Source organism: uncultured Roseobacter sp. (assembly GCF_947493125.1).
Lineage (GTDB): Bacteria > Pseudomonadota > Alphaproteobacteria > Rhodobacterales > Rhodobacteraceae > Roseobacter.
Genome location: NZ_CANLQB010000001.1, coordinates 625,201 through 642,143 on the forward strand (window position 1 = coordinate 625,201; position 16,943 = coordinate 642,143).

A 16,943-nucleotide genomic window follows, 5' to 3' on the forward strand; every position below is an offset into this window, starting at 1 on the left:
TGATCAGGACTCAAGCATTGCAAACAGCCCATCGGGGCCAATGAACCACAAGCGCTCGCCGAGAAGGAGCGTGAATGGCACGCGCTCAAGCGGCTTGATCGGAGTCCACAGACGGGGATCAAGCGCTGGTTGCGTATCATTTGTGGTGCGCGCAAATCGAATGAGGGCACTTGCTCGCTCATATGGATTGACGAGCATCACATCTATATCGCTTGCAGCGGTGTAGTCGGGACCCGCCTTGGGCGTTTTGGTGAGTGGGAACGGCGTTGAGGCCATGAGCGATCTCCTTTTCGCTTATGCGGGCGCTTGGTCGGCGCTGGGTTCGGGCGGACATTCCCGCTCATGCGTCAGGTTGGTCTTAAAGTCCTTGCGCAGGTTCCAAGGTGCGTTCGCGGCTCGCCAATCGAGTTCGTCTTGCGTGAAGCGGCGCGGCTCCTCCACGTCGCAGAACTTCGCGTCTGGCGCCTCAACGATCACCGGGGGTGGGCGCAAGCAGCCACTCGTCAGGAACAAGACGCAGATCATCATCGGGAAGCAAATCAATCGTTTCATCGCTTTCTTTGTCCTCTATGAGGTTGGCAGCGCGCGCGGTGCAGCCGGTCAGTTTGACTTCCAGCGCGGATTTCTCGGCCGTCACAGTTTCAAGGTCAGCAAGGGTAAATTGCAGTTTGGCGCCAAGGCCTAAGACGGCGAGAAGAGCGACTGCGAGGGCATACTTGATCATCCGCTATGCCTCGTTGCTCAGGGTTCGCCCTGCCGCATCGACAAGGGGCAGGGTATCCATTCCGGTCTTCTCGGGAAGCGGGTAGCCGGTTGGGTAGTAGTAGCGAGCGTCGCGTGCAGTCGGTGAATACGGGTTGACGCCAACCCGGTTACCTTGATTGCCGCCCAGCCCGGCGATCATCCATTTGGACGTTCGGCCTGCCACGAAGGTCATATGGCCGGACCCCGGCTTTCCGGGGCGTTCCATGTCCATGATTGCGCCCAGCGCAGGCCCCGGTAGCCGAACGCCGTTGCCGGTCCAGCGCCAGCCCAGCGCGGCGGCGCGGTACTTGTCCGGGATTTGAAACCCGGCCTTCTGCACCATCCGATTGGCGAAACCGGCGCACCACGGGGTTTCATCGTCGCGGAAGGGCAGCTTGAGCGCCTCCCACCATCCGACGATAGCCGTGTTGTGGTCTGGGCCACGTATTTCCCGGAGCCCCATGTAGCCGTAGGCGAGGCGCAGCCATGGGGGCGCGTCAGCGGGAGCGCCTTGGCCGGTCGCGACGGCACCATCAAAAAGAGCAGCCAGTGTCAGAGGTCCGAGCAGTGGACGCGGCTTGTAGTTGATGGATTTCTTGAAAGCGACGATGGCCTTATCAGTCAGGGGACCGCGGATGCCGTCGAGAGGCCCCGGATCAAACCCTAGCGCCTTCAACCGCTTCTGAACCTGCAGAGTGGTCGGGGTCATTTCGGCCACTCCTCTGGGTTCGTGTAATCTGAGCAGAACACCGGCGTTTCATCATACACGCCGGTATCGCGCGCCTCGATGATATAGCGGACGCAGACCTTGAATACCTGGTCGGGGACACGAGGGCTTGGCGCGCCGCGCTCATTGTCGAAAAACGTCTCCCACGGCCAAGGCTTCGGATTGTCGATGTTTGCGTTGTAGGACCCTGGTCCGCGCCGCGTGAAAAGCCTTTGGCCGTTCTCGGCGTGAATGGTGGCAATCCAAACGCCATCGACCGGCTGCGTTGCATCGGCGTCATACATGATGACGGGCGGCACATCAGCAAACACTGGCCGGATTTCGAGGTGAGCAGATACAAATGGCCGCTCCGCAAAGCGCTTATCCCACAAGACCTGCAACTGATCTTTGGCGATGATCACACCGAACATCATGAAGAGCACTGCCGCCCATCGGCCCTGCATCTTGTGGCCCATATACAGACGTTGCATCACCGGCCTCCTCCAAAGCGCTTTTCGAGAATTTTGCTGATGAACTGCGGGCGCATAAGCTCGCGGGCGACGTGCTCACCGGCAAAAGCGAGAAACACCGCTGACATCCACGTGCCGGTCTCTGGGTTGATCGAGAAGAACTCCATGAACGGCACGTGACCGGCATATGCGAACAAGCCGCCCGCCAAGAGCCCACCAACAGTCTTGCGCTTCCGCGCGCGGCGCTGGGCATCGGTTTCATCTTCGGGCGGGATCACCTCTGTCATGAGGTGTTTCACAAGCAACGCCACACCGATGATTGCGGCAAGTTTCAGTGTGTCGGGGTTAAAGCCCATCGCGACGCTCCTTTATGCGGAGCAGAACCCCGTTTGCCCAGAACACGAGCGCCACTGGAACGATCAGCAGCGTCATAATCCAATGCAGACCGGACAAGGCGCCTGCTGCGACGAAACACCAGTCCTCCACGCAGTCGTATGGGTCGGCGCCGCGGAAGTGCCATTGTGTCACTTCCCACACGCCAAAGCCGATAAGCAGGATCAGGATGCTGAAATCGAACACGGCGACGGGGATGAACCCTACGGCGACGAAATGTCCGGGGCCTTGGTTGATCGCGTACTTGATCGGGCGGCCATAGTAGCCGTCCGGGTTCTTCCAAAGGTGGGCAATCCAGTCCCAAGCTTTCCGCAACCAGGTCATGACGTCGCCTCCGCATCTGCTATGAGGTCAATCACAACCTGACTGTCTGTGGCGTTGCCCTCATCAATTGCGATGGCCACCCGAAAGATGGCGTCTTGCTTTTCTGGCGAGAGATCGAACGCCACACGGAAATCTTCCATGTCCGGATGATTTCGGAGAACGATTGTCACCTTGTCCCACCAGCGACCAAGCTTGTCTCGCGGATTGAGGACCCGGGCCGCAGCGATGGCCTTGATCAGCGTGTCGTACATGTCGAGATCACCGGGCACCGGAGAAGACAGCAGCGTCAGCGCCTCTTCGAACGCCAGAGCATACGGCCGCATCCGCACTCGCTCTTGCGCGAGGATCTCCTCTGATGTCCTGTTGGGAACCGGCGCCGTGAACTTCGCGCGCGCAGCGTCGTACTCATAACCAACTTGCACGTCCGCGGCCGCAGCAGGACCATCTGCGCTATCCTGGCTAAAATCCGTCACCAGACCGCTAGATATGATCGCATACCTCAGAGCCATGCATAGACCACCACATCAAAGTTGGCGGCATTGGCCCCGAACGATCCTCCCGTAGCGGATGATATCGCGACACCCGACGCGCCGATTATCACGGATACGTTCGTGTCGTCGCGCGCAACACCGATACCCACACCGCTGCCAACATCATTGAAGCCCGGTGCATCCACCTCTTGCCCCACTGAGTAACCATTTATCGCGACCTTGCATCGCAGACGGACGCTCACATGGGTCGGGATCGCGCCAAGACCGTGCGGCACGAAGTATTTCTGCCCTGGCGTCAAGCTATATTCGGAACTTTCGAAATCGGGCAGAAGGCGGGCAGAAATAGCCGCATCTACAAACGCTTTGGTGTCCCCGCGAGTTGCGCGCTTTGTAGTGTCTACGGACCAATCTGGATTGGTGGATGCCTCAACACCCAAAGTAACTCGCTGGGCAGCGGCGTCAGCATCATCGAGAAGACTCCGCGCGGCGGCGGTGAAATTAGTTAAGGACAGTCCTGTTTCTGATGTAAAATAGGCAATCTGATTGTTGGCGGGGTTCAATGCTGACAGAGACTCTAATTTTTGGTCGAAGGCTTGTACGTCTGTGCTTATTTCCAAGCCTAGTGCTGTTCGCGCAGAGCTGGCAGTATTGGCGCCTGTACCCCCCGTCGAAATAGGTCGTACGCTGGTTCGACCCGTAGTATTCGCTGCAACCTCGGCGGCTTGGGCTGCCACGGCGGCTACCGCGTTATTCGCTGAAGTCGTTGCATCATTCGCGGCGGTTGTTGCAGCAGTAGCGGCCGCAGTTGCAGCATTTGCCGCTTCGATGGCGGTTTGCAGGTTCAGGTCGGCGACGATGGTCGGAAGATCGAGCCAATTACTGGTTCCATCGCCTATGCGCAAAACTCCGGTATCAATGGCATACCCCGGCTCACCTTCCTGAAGCACAGGATTGGACGCCGCGAGTTCTGCTGCGGTGCCACGAAGCAATTGAATGCGAAGTGTGTTTGTCGCCATCCGGGTCTCCACGCGGTTCGGGAAATTCGGATGGCACTGCGCACGGCCAGATCAAAGATCCCAAGCCGCACATCATGCGCGTGGCCGGACGGTACTCTGAATTCTTCGGCGTTTCAACAATCAGTTGATGTAGAGCGTGGCACCGTCTTCTGAGCGGATGCGGTCATTCAGTCTCGGGTTGATCTGAACGCCAAACTCATTCCGCTGGCTTGCTCTCATCCGACCACGCACCGACCGCCGGATCGTGTCCGCGTCGATGGGCCATGTCGGATACTCCCGATTGAATTCTCGTATTGCCGCAATCACGTCTGCGCTGATCGGTTTTCCGTCCCGCAACAGCAGCGCCGCGTCTTTGACAATACCACGGCGACGGTCCCCGATCCTCTTTTCGCGGTTCTTCATTCGCGTGTTGGCTTTGTAGCGCTCCGAAATCTCTGCAGGTGTGAAGCCGAGCGCCTGCGTGATGGCTTGGCGCGCATTCACATCCTCAAGGATCGGATCACCATTGATTGTGGTCACACCATCCTTTGTGTAGCGGATGCCGCGGGACACGTCGCGAATTGCCTTCGGGACCGATGCCTCGAACCCACGCCAGTACTCCCCTTTGCTGACGTAATCGACGCCGCGCACCATATTGGCCGCGATACCCGCAACAGGGCCGAGCAACTCACCGACCCAATGGTTGAAGAGGTCTTGTCCTTCAAGCGGACGGTCGGAGCCTCGAAACCACAAATCAGGCATACCGATACGCTCATTTAGAGAGGTCTTGGTCATGTGTCCGGGCACACCTTTCAGAGCCATACCGGCAGCGTAATTCCAGGCGGACGCGCCTAGGCTGTCGCTCTCGAGCAGCAGGCTATCCTGCAACCATTGATCGACCTCCTCATCGTCCTCCCAGCCACCTGGTAGAAGGGCGAGCAATCCTGTGATCAGACCATAACCCCAGGTGCCGGTGATGCCGGCATGAGCCATCATCGACAAGGTGATGCCGGTCAGTTGCGCGCGGGCTTCCTTTCGTTCGTCCGGGTTTGCGCTTTTCAGAGCCTGGTGGCTGTCGCGGAAGAGGCGCCATAGCATGTTGATTGTGAACGAGCGGAACACCAGAAGCACCTTGGCTGTGTCATTCTGCATGATCCGCGGGCGCGCGGTGTTCTGATAGTCGAAGTGGGTTTTCCAAGTTGCCGATACCGCAGCGTCCACGGCGTCAGATTCCGCAAGCCCACTGGACCGGCCCATACGGTAGGCGGCAAGAAAGGTCACTTCGCGGTTCATACGCTCCGCATGGTGGAAGAAGAAACTGATACGTCGCATCCACTTTTCGCGAACCCCTGAATACTCGACCCCGGACTCCGCGACCGAAGCCAGTTCATGCGCCTGGGTCTTGTCGACGGTTCCGCGCTTGTAAGCCTCCTCAAGAGCGCGTCGTTCTGACGCTTTCAGGTTGGCGCCAAGCAGACCGCGCTCGCCGTCTTTGCCTTGTCGGACGCCAGCGGCAAAGTCCTTCATTGCCTTCATGAGGAACCGCGCTGCGCCGCTCGCCCCATACTTGGTGTAGGCCGCGCCGAGTATGGGAATGCCAACTACGGTTGTCTGCGACAGGTTTACAAGCGCCGCCGCGGGCGTGACGCCGAGATACCAAACGAAGGCGAGGGATGTGGCCGCCGTTGCAAACCGACCACCAGTCGGTTGCATCGTGAACTCATGGCGCTTGCCCATCTCGTTCACGACCATCCCGGCGCGTACAGGGTCTGAGTGCTTTTCCACCTCGATCCGGGCGTCGTCGAGCGCATCCTGCATCCGCATGCCGAATTTGAGCCGCGCCAATTGATGAGCGCCGTGGAAGTTGTGATGTGAGAATGCCCGGATCGCATCTCCGCTATATCCCGCGCGGCCCTTTCGGTGGATGCGGCTGGTGCGAATGGACTGGTCAGGAAGGGTCTCAAGCCACCGTTGCCAGACCGCATCCATCACCTCGACAGGTGTTCCGCTGTCGCCGAGCAACTCTTCAATGTCGGCGACAAAACCGGGGTCGACCTGCTCTTTGAGGGCCGCGCTGTCACTCATCACTCCGAACGTCACCTGCTGGTTCTTGTTCTTGCTCTGCTGGGCGACGAAGGCGCGTTGATCCTTACGGCGCTCGAACTTCGAAAAGCTGATGACTTTTCCTTCTGCGTTGCGGACCGTGACGAAATACTGACCGAAGCGGGCCAGCGGGAAGTATGGACCATCAAGTCGGTTGCTTTCGAACATCTTGCGCATGGCGGCCATGCGGGCTTTGCCCGCCCATCCCGCGCGCTTCTGAGCAGCAGCCAGTTTCGCGTCGGCCTCGGCAATCGCGTCGGCGCGCTCTTGCCCCTTGAGGCCTTCATCGTTTATCCGGCGGAGCGTGGTCTTGTGTTGTGTTTTCGCGCGCTTCAACCCGATCTCCCCGGCCAGCTTAACCTGATCGAGCAACGCCTTTTCAAAGTCGTCGCCGAGTTTGTCATAGGTGTTGGACACGTCCCGCCATACCTTTTGGAGGTCTTCGGGAAGGGCGAGCCAGCGCTTACGCAGGTCGGGGTCTGGCTTCACGGTTCGGTTGGCATTCTTGGGGTCCGGCATCTGCTCATACATCGGATTGACCCCACCTAGCAGCGTGGCATCGTGCATGAGTTTCATCATGTCGACATTGGCTTGGCCGTGCTTTGCGTTCGCTTTGAGCCAGCGGTCCACCACCTCTGCAGTGTTGGCCTGCATATCGTTGCGCAGCGCGTCCATTCGCTCTTTGCTCTTGAGATAGCTCTGCGCCGATGGCAGGTCTTTACCCAACTCCTCGAAGAGCGGACGCCCAGGCACCAGCGACAGAAGCCCGGGACGACCACCCATCGCATCAGACATCAGATCAGAAAGGAACGCGCTGTCGGGCTTGCGCCAGTTCTTCACAGCGGTCGGCAGATTTTCAAGGTTGTTGCGCAGTTCCAGATCGGTGCCAGTCGCCCCTGAACGCATGTCCGGGCTACGCCCGCCAACCTCACCATCAGCAATTCGTTGCATCACTCCGCCGGCGGAGACGAAGCCGTTGCCGCGTAGCGCGTTGGCCAGCGCTTCAAGGAACTGCCGCACTTTCTGGAAAGGCCCAGCTTCCGCGTTTCCGCTTCGCCATGCGCGATATGTCTCGGCAACCGCCTCCTCGGTAAGGGCGGCATAAGACAGGTCTGGGTAGAGCGGCTTTAGCCGATCTATGAGGGCTTTATCCGCCCGGGCTTTCCGAGCCAGCGCACGCCACTCCTTCTGAGTGAAGAGCCCATAAGGTCGTTGCCATAGTGTGCTGTCGCGCAGCGCATGGATAATCTCGTGGTTGAGCGTCCCCATTGGGCCTGCGCCGCTGTCAGCCGCCACGCGAATTGCGCCCTCTGTGCGCCTGTATGCACCCTGCACCGGCTGACCAGTGACGTTGCTCATCACCTGACGCAGCACACGAGCCGAAACCTTACCCGTCAGGCCCACCGCGTCCATTTCAGCCTGCACGTCCGCGCGCAATTGGCGCATGTCCTCCCGCGAAATCTCAGGGAATGGGTCAACCATATCCCAACCTTCGAGCGCTTGATCCGTGTCCTCCTGCGCCGCCGCCTCCTCGGCTTCCGACAGCATTTCGCTTTCAATGGTGTCGATCTGCTCGTTAAGTTCGGCCAGCCAGCCATCGTCTGCGAAGTCCTTCACGCCCGCCGCCGTCTGGCGCACATCGGCTAAGGCCTTCTCCGTGCGATCGAGGTCAGCACGGATCAGAACGGGCTCGCCCTTGATCTTGGCCAGCGCGCCCTCCAGGCGTCGCACAAGGCCCACGGGATCTTCGGTAAACCCAACATCAAACCCCACCTCATCATTGGCGCGCAGCGAGACGGAAATCTTCTCTGCAGCCTTGGAATAGTCGGCGCGGATTTTGAACCCAGAAATCTGACCCAAGGTCTTGCGACGTTCACCCGACCCCGCCAGTTCAGCGGCGGCGTCAAAAAGTGCGTTACCCGCGTCTTTGCGGTCGACAAACTCAGCCCCGGCTATGGTCGCGCGAAAAGCGTCGCCCCGGGTGTTTTCCACCTTCCCAGCCAACGCCTCCCATTTCGGCAGGTCGGCGCGAAGGCTTTCGATGGTGGACTGCGCAATCCGCTCTTTCCGGCGAAGGTTTACACGCTTGCGGTCAACCGCATCGCGGCGGCGGGTCAGTTTGTCGCGCTCGCCCTTGAGTTCCGTGATCTTGAGCACGCGAGGGTCAGATGTGGACATAGCCTTGGCTTGCTCGTAGGCGCTCGCCTCTCCCAAATCTTCGATTTCGCGCATAGTAGGATCGCCGCGGAAGAAGCCCTCGATGAACCCGGCCTTGCGGCCCATCATCTGCCACATGGTCGCGTCGTAGGTGCCCTTGGTCGAGTAGTCGTTGATCTCGATCTCGGGGTTCATGTTGCCTTGCCGCAGGCCGCGCCCGTTGCGCTGTTCGTCAGCTGCGGGATACCAGAGCGGGTCGAGGTTGTGCAGCGCGGCCAAGCGCTTCTGAGCATTCACGCCGGTGAAGATGCGTTCGGAACCGATCAGGATGCGCTTCTTGCCATCGTTGAGGTCGTTGAACGCGCGCTGTCGCTGCACATGCGTCTTCAGGTCGCTGTAGAGCACGATATCTGCGGGCTTGACGCCGCGCGCGATCAGTTCCGACCGGATGAACTCATGGATGCGGAAATCGGCGTTGTGCTTGGACCCGTTGAGGCCCAGCGTGGAGAAGATCATCTGTGTGCTCGGGCCGCGCATGATCGGCTTATCGGTGTAGCCACCTTCTGGCTTCACCCCGTGAAAGCCAGTGTTTGCGCCCTTCTTGTAGGTGCGCACCGTGTTCGAAATCATCCTCTCCAGTTTGGAGCCGTGGCCGGTGGCGGTCGGATCGACTAGACGCATGTCGATGGCAGACAAGCGGCCATCATTGATCACCGAGAGGATGATGTCATCGCCCTTTTGGGGCGGTTTTGTGCGGTTTGCGATTATGCGCATACGCGCGGCCAGCACCTGCTGGTATCTCTTCACCTCGTCGGAAGGCTCGACCACGTTGAGGTTTCGCTCACCACCTTTGAGTTTCGGGCGGGTGACGTACTGCTCGAGATCCGGACTCGACACCACATCCATGACCTGACGCACCATCAGGGACAGTTCCGGCACGTTCACAAATTTGGAGAACCGCGCTACCTGCTTGTACGTGCCGTCTGGGTTCTGTTCCAATTCTGCCGAAGTCACCCCGAAGGTCTGCGCCCAGGCGTCGAAGGCCGCAACGCCGCGCTCCTCGAGCGCCTCGGGCTGCAGGTAGCGCGATAGCGAGAAGAGTTCCGCCATGGTGTTTGTGATCGGCGTGCCGGATGCAAAGATCAAGCCACGGCCTGGCGTCCGATGGTTGATGGAGCGGGCTTTGATGAACAAGTCCATGGACGCTTGGCTACCCATCGGGTCGATACCCTTGATGTTGCCGTTGGTGGTTGCAAACGACAGCTTGCGGAACAGGTGAGCCTCATCGACAAACAGCATATCGGTGCCGATCTCGTCGAAATCGAACACTGCGTCCTTTGACTTCTCATTGAGCTGGCGGCTCATGCGTTGCTCGGCAGCCTCGAGCATCTGCTCAATTTTCTTGCGGGTCGATACCCCTTTTTCGCCCGAAATCTTGTTGGCATCGACGCCCATGACCGACGCGATGGACCCCAGCGCGCCGAGAATGGAGCGATCAATTGCCATCTCCTCGCCGCGATCCGCGCCGCCATCGTTGCTGTCAACAACCTCGCGGATGTCGTTGAGCATGCCCTCGACAGCACGCGCCTTCGAGGCCTCGCTGGGCGCGATTTTGCCAAAAGCCGAGTGGGTGATGATCACTGCATCGTAGTCGTTGAGAGCGATGTCAGCGATAAACTGCTTGCGGCGCGAGGTGTGGAAGCGCTTTTCATCAGCGATGGCGATGTTGGCCAGCGGGTACTGTTCATAGAACTCGATGGAGAACTGCGCCAGCATGTGGTTGGGCACCACAATCATAGGCTTCTTGGCCAGGCCGAGGCGGCGGGCCTCCATCGCCGCACCGATCATCGCAGAGGTTTTCCCGGCGCCGACAGTGTGAGCCATGTAGGTGTTGCCGGATTGGAGGATGCGCGCCACCACCGAGGATTGGTGCGGCCGCCATTTCCAGTTGGAGTCAATCCCGGGGGTGGTGAGGTAGCCCCCGTCATAGTTCGGCGCCACATCGCCATTGAACGTAGCGTTGTAGAGGTCGACCATGGCATCCGAGCGCGTATCGTCCGACCAGAACCAATCAGAAAACGCCGCCTGCACCTCGTTCGCCTTGTCGACAGCCGCTTGTGTAGCGGTCTCATCGGTATACGTCTTTGTAGACCCGTCCGCGTCTTTGATGGTGCGTGTGACTTTGATGGTCTTGTTGTTCATCACTGCAAGCATGAGTTTGCCGAACGGATAATCTTCAGTCCCGTGCTCGCTGGTGGCGTTTCCACCGCTCATGGTGCCTTCGCCAGTCCAGACGCCCAGCGCCCGTTGGTATTTCGCGTTGAGGTTTAGGCCGAGGCTCTTGGCGAAGTCTCCATAGACTGATGGATCGAACCAATGCGCCCCGATGGGCACAATGATTTCGGACGCCGGGATCTGCTCTGGCTGCACATCCTGCAATGCACGCACATTGGGCTTGTATTGAGGGTCTGTCTTTGCCGCTTCTTCGGCGATCTCCAGTTTCTTGCGTACCGGCCCGGAAAGGTACTTGGCAGCGGTCTCCCACTGCGCCCCATCTGGGTTGCGAAAGATCTTGCCCGTCAATTCACGGGTGACGGCCTCGACATCGGAGCCCGACAACTCTGCAATGCGATCAAGGTCAACACGCCCGGTGTCGCCCAGCACATACAGAAGTGCGTCTTCCGGGCTGTCGATCTTTGGCGTATTTGCCCGCGAAATCACGCTCTCACGGAACACGCGGCCTTTCTTGGCCTGACCGGTAACATCGTCGTAGTGCTCAATGGCGCGCAGCCGATAGCTTTCCTGGTCGTCGGCAAACGGGTCGATGTTTGGACGTTTCACGACAATCTTGTCGGGCACGCTTGCAGGATCGAAATCGCCATCGTCATAGCTGGGATCACCGGCGATATCGCTGCGTGCAGCAGCAATCGCGCTGAGCGACGCTCCACTTTCGATCATGTCGCTGGGGTCAAATGAACCTTCGTTAAACGCCTCGCCGCGGCGGCGTGCCTCCTCGCGCAGGGACTGCCGCATGCCTTCCAACTCGACACGCGACGGCTTGCGATAAGATATTTCCGCCTTGTTGATTGGGCCGTAGGTCCCAACAAAAGCGTCGTATGCCTTGTTCAGGGCTTTCCGGGCCGCTTTGGCGTCGCCGCCGTCCGCATCAATAGCGTAGACGTCGCGCAGGGCCGTCTTGATGGGTAGGATGGCCTTCACGCGCTCCATGGCGGCCTTCGGCATACCTTTGGTGTTTTCGCGGCTGCGCGGCTCTACTTTGCGGCCCGTGTTGCCGTCGAATTGGTATAGGTCGTCGCCTTTCAGGTAATAGCCACCCGCCTTGGTTTCGTCTGCCTCGCCGTCGACGGCTTCAAGCTTCTGCGCTTGTGTGGCTTCGGTCATGACATTTGAGGGCAGGGAAGCAATAGCGGCTTGAAGATCGGCGCGGAGATCACTGTCGGGCTTCGGTACAACGCCGATACGCGCGCGCCCAGGCACGAGCGTGTCAAATAGACCTTGCTCACCAAGCACCATGTTGGGGTTTTGAGCAAAATACAGGTTCAGGTTGGCGTTTCCTTCATTCCCGTCTTTGTCTTGCAAGACAACACTGTCTGCTGTCCGCCACGAGCGATCCGTTTCGGTTTCCCCGGGATTGCGCTTGCGCAACATCACAATGTCGGTGGTGACCTTTGTGCCGTTCTCCTCGAATGCGGTATTCGGCAGACGGATGGCGCCAACCAGTTCTGCGCGGTCAGCGAGGTAGTCGCGCGCCGCGCTGTCTCGCTTGTTCATGGTCCCCGCGGAAGTGACAAACATCAGCAGCCCGCCGGGGCGCACCGCATCCAGTGACTTCGCAAAAAAGTAGTCGTGGATCATGAAATTCTGCGGGTAGTCCGGGTCCGACTGGATCTTGGTGCCGGAGAAAGGCGGGTTGCCGATCACCAGGTCATAGTAATCCTGCGGCAGGCGCACCTTGGTGAAGTCGCCCTGATCAATCCGGCTCTGCGGATAGAGGGCTTTGGCAATCCCAGCGGTTACCAGGTCGAGTTCGAGGCCTTGGTACTTGGTGCTGCCTCGGATGTCGCCAGGGATCGTGCCTGCGAAACCGCCCACGCCCATGCCTGGCTCGTATACCCGTCCGCCCCGGAACCCGAAATGTTGAGCGGCGGCCCACAAGTTCCGCAGCACGGGTTCGGCTGTGTAGAACGCATACTGGCTGGTGCGCGATAGGGTGGCTTTTTCCTCGTCCGACAGCAATTCGTTCAGATCGGCGGCAATATCGGCAAATCGGACGCGTCCTTCGCTGTTTGGCAGCGCGGCTGCCAGAGTGCCGGCACCTCCGTAGAGCGACAGGGTTTGCCGCTCCTCGGCCGTCGCGGGACGGTTTTCGCGCTGCAAGGTCTTCAACACGCGGATCGCCGCGACAGAATTCCGCGCGCGCGTTTTTTCGCCGCCTTTGACCGCAAGGCCGCCGGGCAGGATTACATGGTTGGTGGGTTGGGTTAGGCTGTCGCTTCCGCCAGCGCGCCCTGCATCGCTATCTCCCGCACCATCCGGTGACGGTTCGGGTCGTTGCTCGGCACCTTCTGGCGCCGTATCTCCGCTTCCGCTTTCTTGATCAGATGATCCGCGTACTTCTCGAGTGCGTCGGGACTCTGGTTCTGCAGTTCCCGGGCCTTCGCTGGGTTCTGCTCGATCATCGCCTGCATCAGTTCGATTTTCATCCGAGACATCCTCACTCTGGGCAGGGGAAATAGTACCACTTTCGGGCTCCTTTGTCGATGTGGTGCCCGCTTTGATCGCGTTCAAGGCTTCGCGCACAGCCTCGGCGTCGTCCATGCCCTCAATGGACAGATCGCTGTCCTCCATCAAATCCCGCGCGCCGTTGTACCAGCTGCGTGCGAAGCGGGTCAGCTTGTCGGGCGTGGTGCCCAGGTCTTCGGCAACTGCGCCTAGCGCCTCGGTGAATTTCCGAGCCCCGGCCTCAATGTGAAACACCATGAGTTCGGCACCCATGGCGAGAATTTCGGGGTCGATGCCCGCGTTGATCTGCCCTTTGAGCTTTTCGGCCAGTTTGGCGCGCAGTTCGGCGGCGCGGTCCTGCGTCACCAGCGTGTTCGAGGCGCCATAGGTAGGTTTGGGCGCTGGTTTAGCCTTCGCTTTGGTGCGCCTCTTCGTTGGTGCTGTGGGCTTCTTGGTGTCGCCGCTCTCCAACCAGGCCTTGAAGTCGGCCACCGTGGTTTCCGTGTACGATCCCAGCCGATCATCAGCGCGGCCATCCGAGAATCCGGCGCGGTACGTGTCGAGTGCTTCGGCCTTGTCGCCGAAGCCAAGCATGACCTTGTGTTCATCGAACGCGCTGGTGTCTGCGTCGATTTGGTTGACCACGAGCACGTAGTCGCTATCGGGATCATCACCCATGTAGATGTCGACATGATCGCCATCTGCGCCGATGGTCCCTTTGATCCGCCCGTAGTGGGCTGGCATGGTGACGGACCATTCGGACCCATCCGGCCCTTTGCCGCTGCGGATAGAGCCCTTGGCATTCTCGATGCTCATGTCGAGACCGTTCCACTGAATGTGGCCCATCTTATAGTTTTCGGCTTCCTTCTGCGCGTCGGTGGGATTTGGATCTGCCTCGGCAGCAGCGGCAGTCACTTCTTCGGCGCTTGGCGCGGCGGGCGCAGGCTGTGCCTCCGGCGCTTGGTCGGAATTGCTTTGTGCATCCCGCAGGGCCTTGCGCACCTTCCGCATGATCTGGTTGGCGGGGTAGTCTCCAGAGATATCGGCGACGGCATTGGTCAGGTCGCCATCGCGATAGATCGTCAGCCGCCCTGTGTTGTCGCGCGTCCCGGCGCCGATGATGCGAAACCCGTCGATAGTCTCGTCCACATCGGCGATGTATCCGCCGCGCAGCATGCCGCCCATCTTGCCCCAGGCGCGCTTATCGCGTTCCGCGCGCGCCATTTCATCCTCGGTGACGGTCTTGGCGCCAAGAAGGTCGGGCTGCTCACGCTCCTCTGCCGGACGCATGGGCGTCGCGGGCTCGCGAGGGCGGGCGGGTGGCGAAGTGTCCGTTTTGTCCAAATTGGCCATTTTGGGCACGGCGACAACGCCACTGCCCTCGGGCCGAAACTCGTAATCATCCGGGTTCAGGCCATCCTTCTTCAGCCGCCCGCGTGCGCTGCGCTCGCTGGCAAAGGGATTGCCCGACCTGGTGCGGATCGGCTCTTGTGAGGGGTTGCCCCGATCAGAAGTATCCTGATCGGGGCGGGGGGCGGTCGAAACCGCCTGTGATCCTGCCTGTGGATCATCTTGAGGTTCCGGCTGCGGAGGGGATGTGTCGTCCTGCGCGTCTTCCGGTCGCGTCTCGAAAGTCGTGTCTTCACCACTATCAGGCCGTTCATCATCGCTCAAGGGATTTTGGGCTGCGGTGCCCGGTTGATCCGTGCTGCCACTCGGATCAACCGGGCTGGCTCCGGGGGTATCCTGCGCCACGGCTTGGGGGGACGTGTCTGCTCGCTCAGGATCGCCAACGCCTTCGACAATATCGAATGCCATATCCTCGATCAACGCGGACCTATGGTCAGTAAGGTCTTTGATCCGTGCCATGATGCGGCGGTCGGCACCGTTGGTGCGTTTGATCTCTTCCAGACGCGCGAGCATCTGGTCGGTTTCCTCAAGCGTCTCAGGAAACTGATCTGGATCAGCTTGTCGTTTGCCTCTTGGCATTGCCTTGGAGCCCAATGCGTTTTCATCGGGTTCCGCGGCGCGCGCGGCTTCCTCGAACTCTGCCGCGGTGAGTTCGAATTCCTCACCCATATAGCGCACCATCACACCACCTTCGGTTTCGCGCAGGAAGGTGGCGGGCAGGCGCTGGCCTCGCTCGTCGATCAGATCGACACGATCGCCGGGCTTGTAATCGGGAAACAGCGGGTCTTGTTCGATGTTCTCGGCGGCCTCTGGTGGCAGGTCAGGGATGACCCTTGCCGCGGCCCCCAACGGCCCCTGTGGTTCGGTTGGTGCTGCGCCATCCGAGCGTCCCCGCCCAGAGTCACCCGGAGGCACAGCACCGTCCTCCCCGCCACGAGGACCGGCGGGATCTGCAGTTCCGTCACTGCCCATGAACATCGTGTGTTCGAGCAACAGCGGATCATCTGGTCGTTCATCTTCTTCGTTGGTTGCGGCTGGCAGCGCGCCACCTGCGGCACCGGCGACACCACCCGCCAGCGCGCCGAGTATGAAATCTCCGAATGTGCCTTCGGTCAGATCAAGGTCAGTGCCGATGGACGCATTCACGCCGTAGCGGGACGCGATGCCCTCCACGACCTCTTGCACACCTTCCTCGACGCCCGACAGCGCGGCGGTTCCGGCAATGCGCGGGGCGATGGTCCTTTGCTGAAGCGCCGACACACCACGCCCGAGTATCTTGGATGTTGCAAAGCCGCCGAGTGCAGCTACGGGAGCCGCCATCAGACCGGCCATTTGCGCGGCTGCGTCCTTGGTGCGCTCGACTGCTTCATCGTGATCCGCGCCCGACTGGCGCAGTTCGTTGTAATAGGAACTCTCTTGCGAGAGAGTGTCTTTGCGGTCCATTTCGTCGACTGCGGCCCGGGCCAGCTCAGCGCCACCGCCTGCACCTTGCGCGCCGCCGACAGCAGCCGCACCAGCGCCGCCCGTTGCAATGCCCGCGGCGACCACGGGCACCAGAGAGCCAAGAACATCGACGGTCAGCAAAGCATATCCGCGCAGCGAGGCGTCTTCGCCCAGCGTCCACGTCGATGGATCAAGCAGTTCACCATCCGGGGTTGAGGCTTCAATTGCCGCGCGGCTTTCCTCAGACACGCCGCTTTGTATCCAATCTCCGCCCTCGCGAATTCTGGTACCCACGACCTCACCAAGCACCGCCATGTGAGTGTCGCGACCAATCATATCGGTCAGCCGTTCGTAGCGCTCCTCTGAGAGGGCACCGGCAGCATTCAGCCCTTCGACGACACCGGTATTGACAAGATCCACCCCGGCCTCGGCCAGTCGCCCGGTGCCTTCGGCAACAGCGCCAACACCTTTGACAACCGATCCGCCGAAGGTTCTGCCGAGATCACCGACGAAAGATGAGGATTTCGCTTCGGTTTCTGGCTCCGCCGGTGGCGCTTGGTACATCTCATCGGCGATGTCGTAGGCCCGGTTGATGATCTGCTGTCCTGCGTCTCCGCCGACCATGCGAGACAACGCAGCCCCTAGGTCTTCGCCTTGTGTCGCAGATTCCGACAGTGCCTTGGCATTGCCTTCCGGATCGCCGATCCCGGCCTCCTCCATCGCGCGCAGGACGTTTGCGGGGACGCGGGTTTCGACGGCGAGCCGGTCAATATCGAGCGGCTGTTTAGGGCGAAGTGCGCCGCGCCCTTGCGGATCGGTATCGCGCAGTGCGCTGTCAACAAAATCGGTAGGGGACAAACCGGCCATGTGTGGACCTCCTGGGGCAGGGTGGGCCGCACATCATGCGCTGGACTGGCCAGATTGTTACACGCAACCCGATCTAAATGCCAAGGTTTCGATCAGC

Annotated in this window: 9 protein-coding genes; all 9 read right to left on the reverse strand. The window is 60.1% G+C overall.

Features of this window, described 5'->3' with window-relative positions:
• Nucleotides 1-3: 3 nt before the first annotated feature.
• The 9 genes from Q1A71_RS03080 to Q1A71_RS03120 all read right to left on the reverse strand — a co-directional run bounded on the left by Q1A71_RS03080 (nucleotide 4) and on the right by Q1A71_RS03120 (nucleotide 16,846).
• Nucleotides 4-276 carry a hypothetical protein gene (locus Q1A71_RS03080; RefSeq protein ID WP_299671631.1) on the reverse strand — a complete coding sequence of 91 codons (273 nt, stop codon included), beginning with the start codon at nucleotides 274-276 and terminating at the stop codon, nucleotides 4-6.
• A 190-nt stretch (nucleotides 277-466) separates the two neighbouring features.
• A complete protein-coding gene (locus tag Q1A71_RS03085) occupies nucleotides 467-724 on the reverse strand; it encodes a hypothetical protein (RefSeq protein ID WP_299671633.1) in 258 nt (85 codons plus the stop codon).
• A gap of 3 nt (nucleotides 725-727) precedes the next feature.
• On the reverse strand, nucleotides 728-1,453 hold the full coding sequence (locus tag Q1A71_RS03090; RefSeq protein WP_299671635.1) for a TIGR02594 family protein: 726 nt from the start codon (nucleotides 1,451-1,453) through the stop codon (nucleotides 728-730).
• The gene (locus Q1A71_RS03095) at nucleotides 1,450-1,944 is read right to left on the reverse strand and encodes a hypothetical protein (protein WP_299671637.1); all 495 of its coding nucleotides are present in this window, start codon (nucleotides 1,942-1,944) and stop codon (nucleotides 1,450-1,452) included. The genes Q1A71_RS03090 and Q1A71_RS03095 overlap by 4 nt, the downstream gene beginning before the upstream one ends.
• The gene (locus tag Q1A71_RS03100) at nucleotides 1,941-2,276 is read right to left on the reverse strand and encodes a hypothetical protein (protein WP_299671639.1); all 336 of its coding nucleotides are present in this window, start codon (nucleotides 2,274-2,276) and stop codon (nucleotides 1,941-1,943) included. Before Q1A71_RS03100 ends, Q1A71_RS03095 begins: the two co-directional genes overlap by 4 nt.
• Nucleotides 2,266-2,637: a hypothetical protein gene (locus Q1A71_RS03105; protein WP_299671641.1), complete on the reverse strand. Its 372-nt coding sequence runs from the start codon at nucleotides 2,635-2,637 to the stop codon at nucleotides 2,266-2,268. Before Q1A71_RS03105 ends, Q1A71_RS03100 begins: the two co-directional genes overlap by 11 nt.
• Nucleotides 2,634-2,960: a hypothetical protein gene (locus tag Q1A71_RS03110; protein ID WP_299671643.1), complete on the reverse strand. Its 327-nt coding sequence runs from the start codon at nucleotides 2,958-2,960 to the stop codon at nucleotides 2,634-2,636. The genes Q1A71_RS03105 and Q1A71_RS03110 overlap by 4 nt, the downstream gene beginning before the upstream one ends.
• 176 nt (nucleotides 2,961-3,136) lie before the next feature.
• Nucleotides 3,137-4,144 carry a hypothetical protein gene (locus Q1A71_RS03115; protein ID WP_299671645.1) on the reverse strand — a complete coding sequence of 336 codons (1,008 nt, stop codon included), beginning with the start codon at nucleotides 4,142-4,144 and terminating at the stop codon, nucleotides 3,137-3,139.
• Nucleotides 4,145-4,264: 120 nt separating this feature from the next.
• Entirely contained in the window at nucleotides 4,265-16,846 is a 12,582-nt protein-coding gene (locus tag Q1A71_RS03120) for a PLxRFG domain-containing protein (RefSeq protein WP_299671647.1), read from the reverse strand.
• Between the last annotated feature and the right edge of the window lie 97 nt (nucleotides 16,847-16,943).

Coding starts and splice junctions, on each gene's coding strand:
- Q1A71_RS03080 (WP_299671631.1), bottom strand. CDS start 276: ATGGCCTCAACGCCGTTCCCACTCACCAAAACGCCCAAGGCGGGTCCC.
- Q1A71_RS03085 (WP_299671633.1), bottom strand. CDS start 724: ATGATCAAGTATGCCCTCGCAGTCGCTCTTCTCGCCGTCTTAGGCCTT.
- Q1A71_RS03090 (WP_299671635.1), bottom strand. CDS start 1,453: ATGACCCCGACCACTCTGCAGGTTCAGAAGCGGTTGAAGGCGCTAGGG.
- Q1A71_RS03100 (WP_299671639.1), bottom strand. CDS start 2,276: ATGGGCTTTAACCCCGACACACTGAAACTTGCCGCAATCATCGGTGTG.
- Q1A71_RS03105 (WP_299671641.1), bottom strand. CDS start 2,637: ATGACCTGGTTGCGGAAAGCTTGGGACTGGATTGCCCACCTTTGGAAG.
- Q1A71_RS03110 (WP_299671643.1), bottom strand. CDS start 2,960: ATGCGGCCGTATGCTCTGGCGTTCGAAGAGGCGCTGACGCTGCTGTCT.
- Q1A71_RS03115 (WP_299671645.1), bottom strand. CDS start 4,144: ATGGCGACAAACACACTTCGCATTCAATTGCTTCGTGGCACCGCAGCA.
- Q1A71_RS03120 (WP_299671647.1), bottom strand. CDS start 16,846: ATGGCCGGTTTGTCCCCTACCGATTTTGTTGACAGCGCACTGCGCGAT.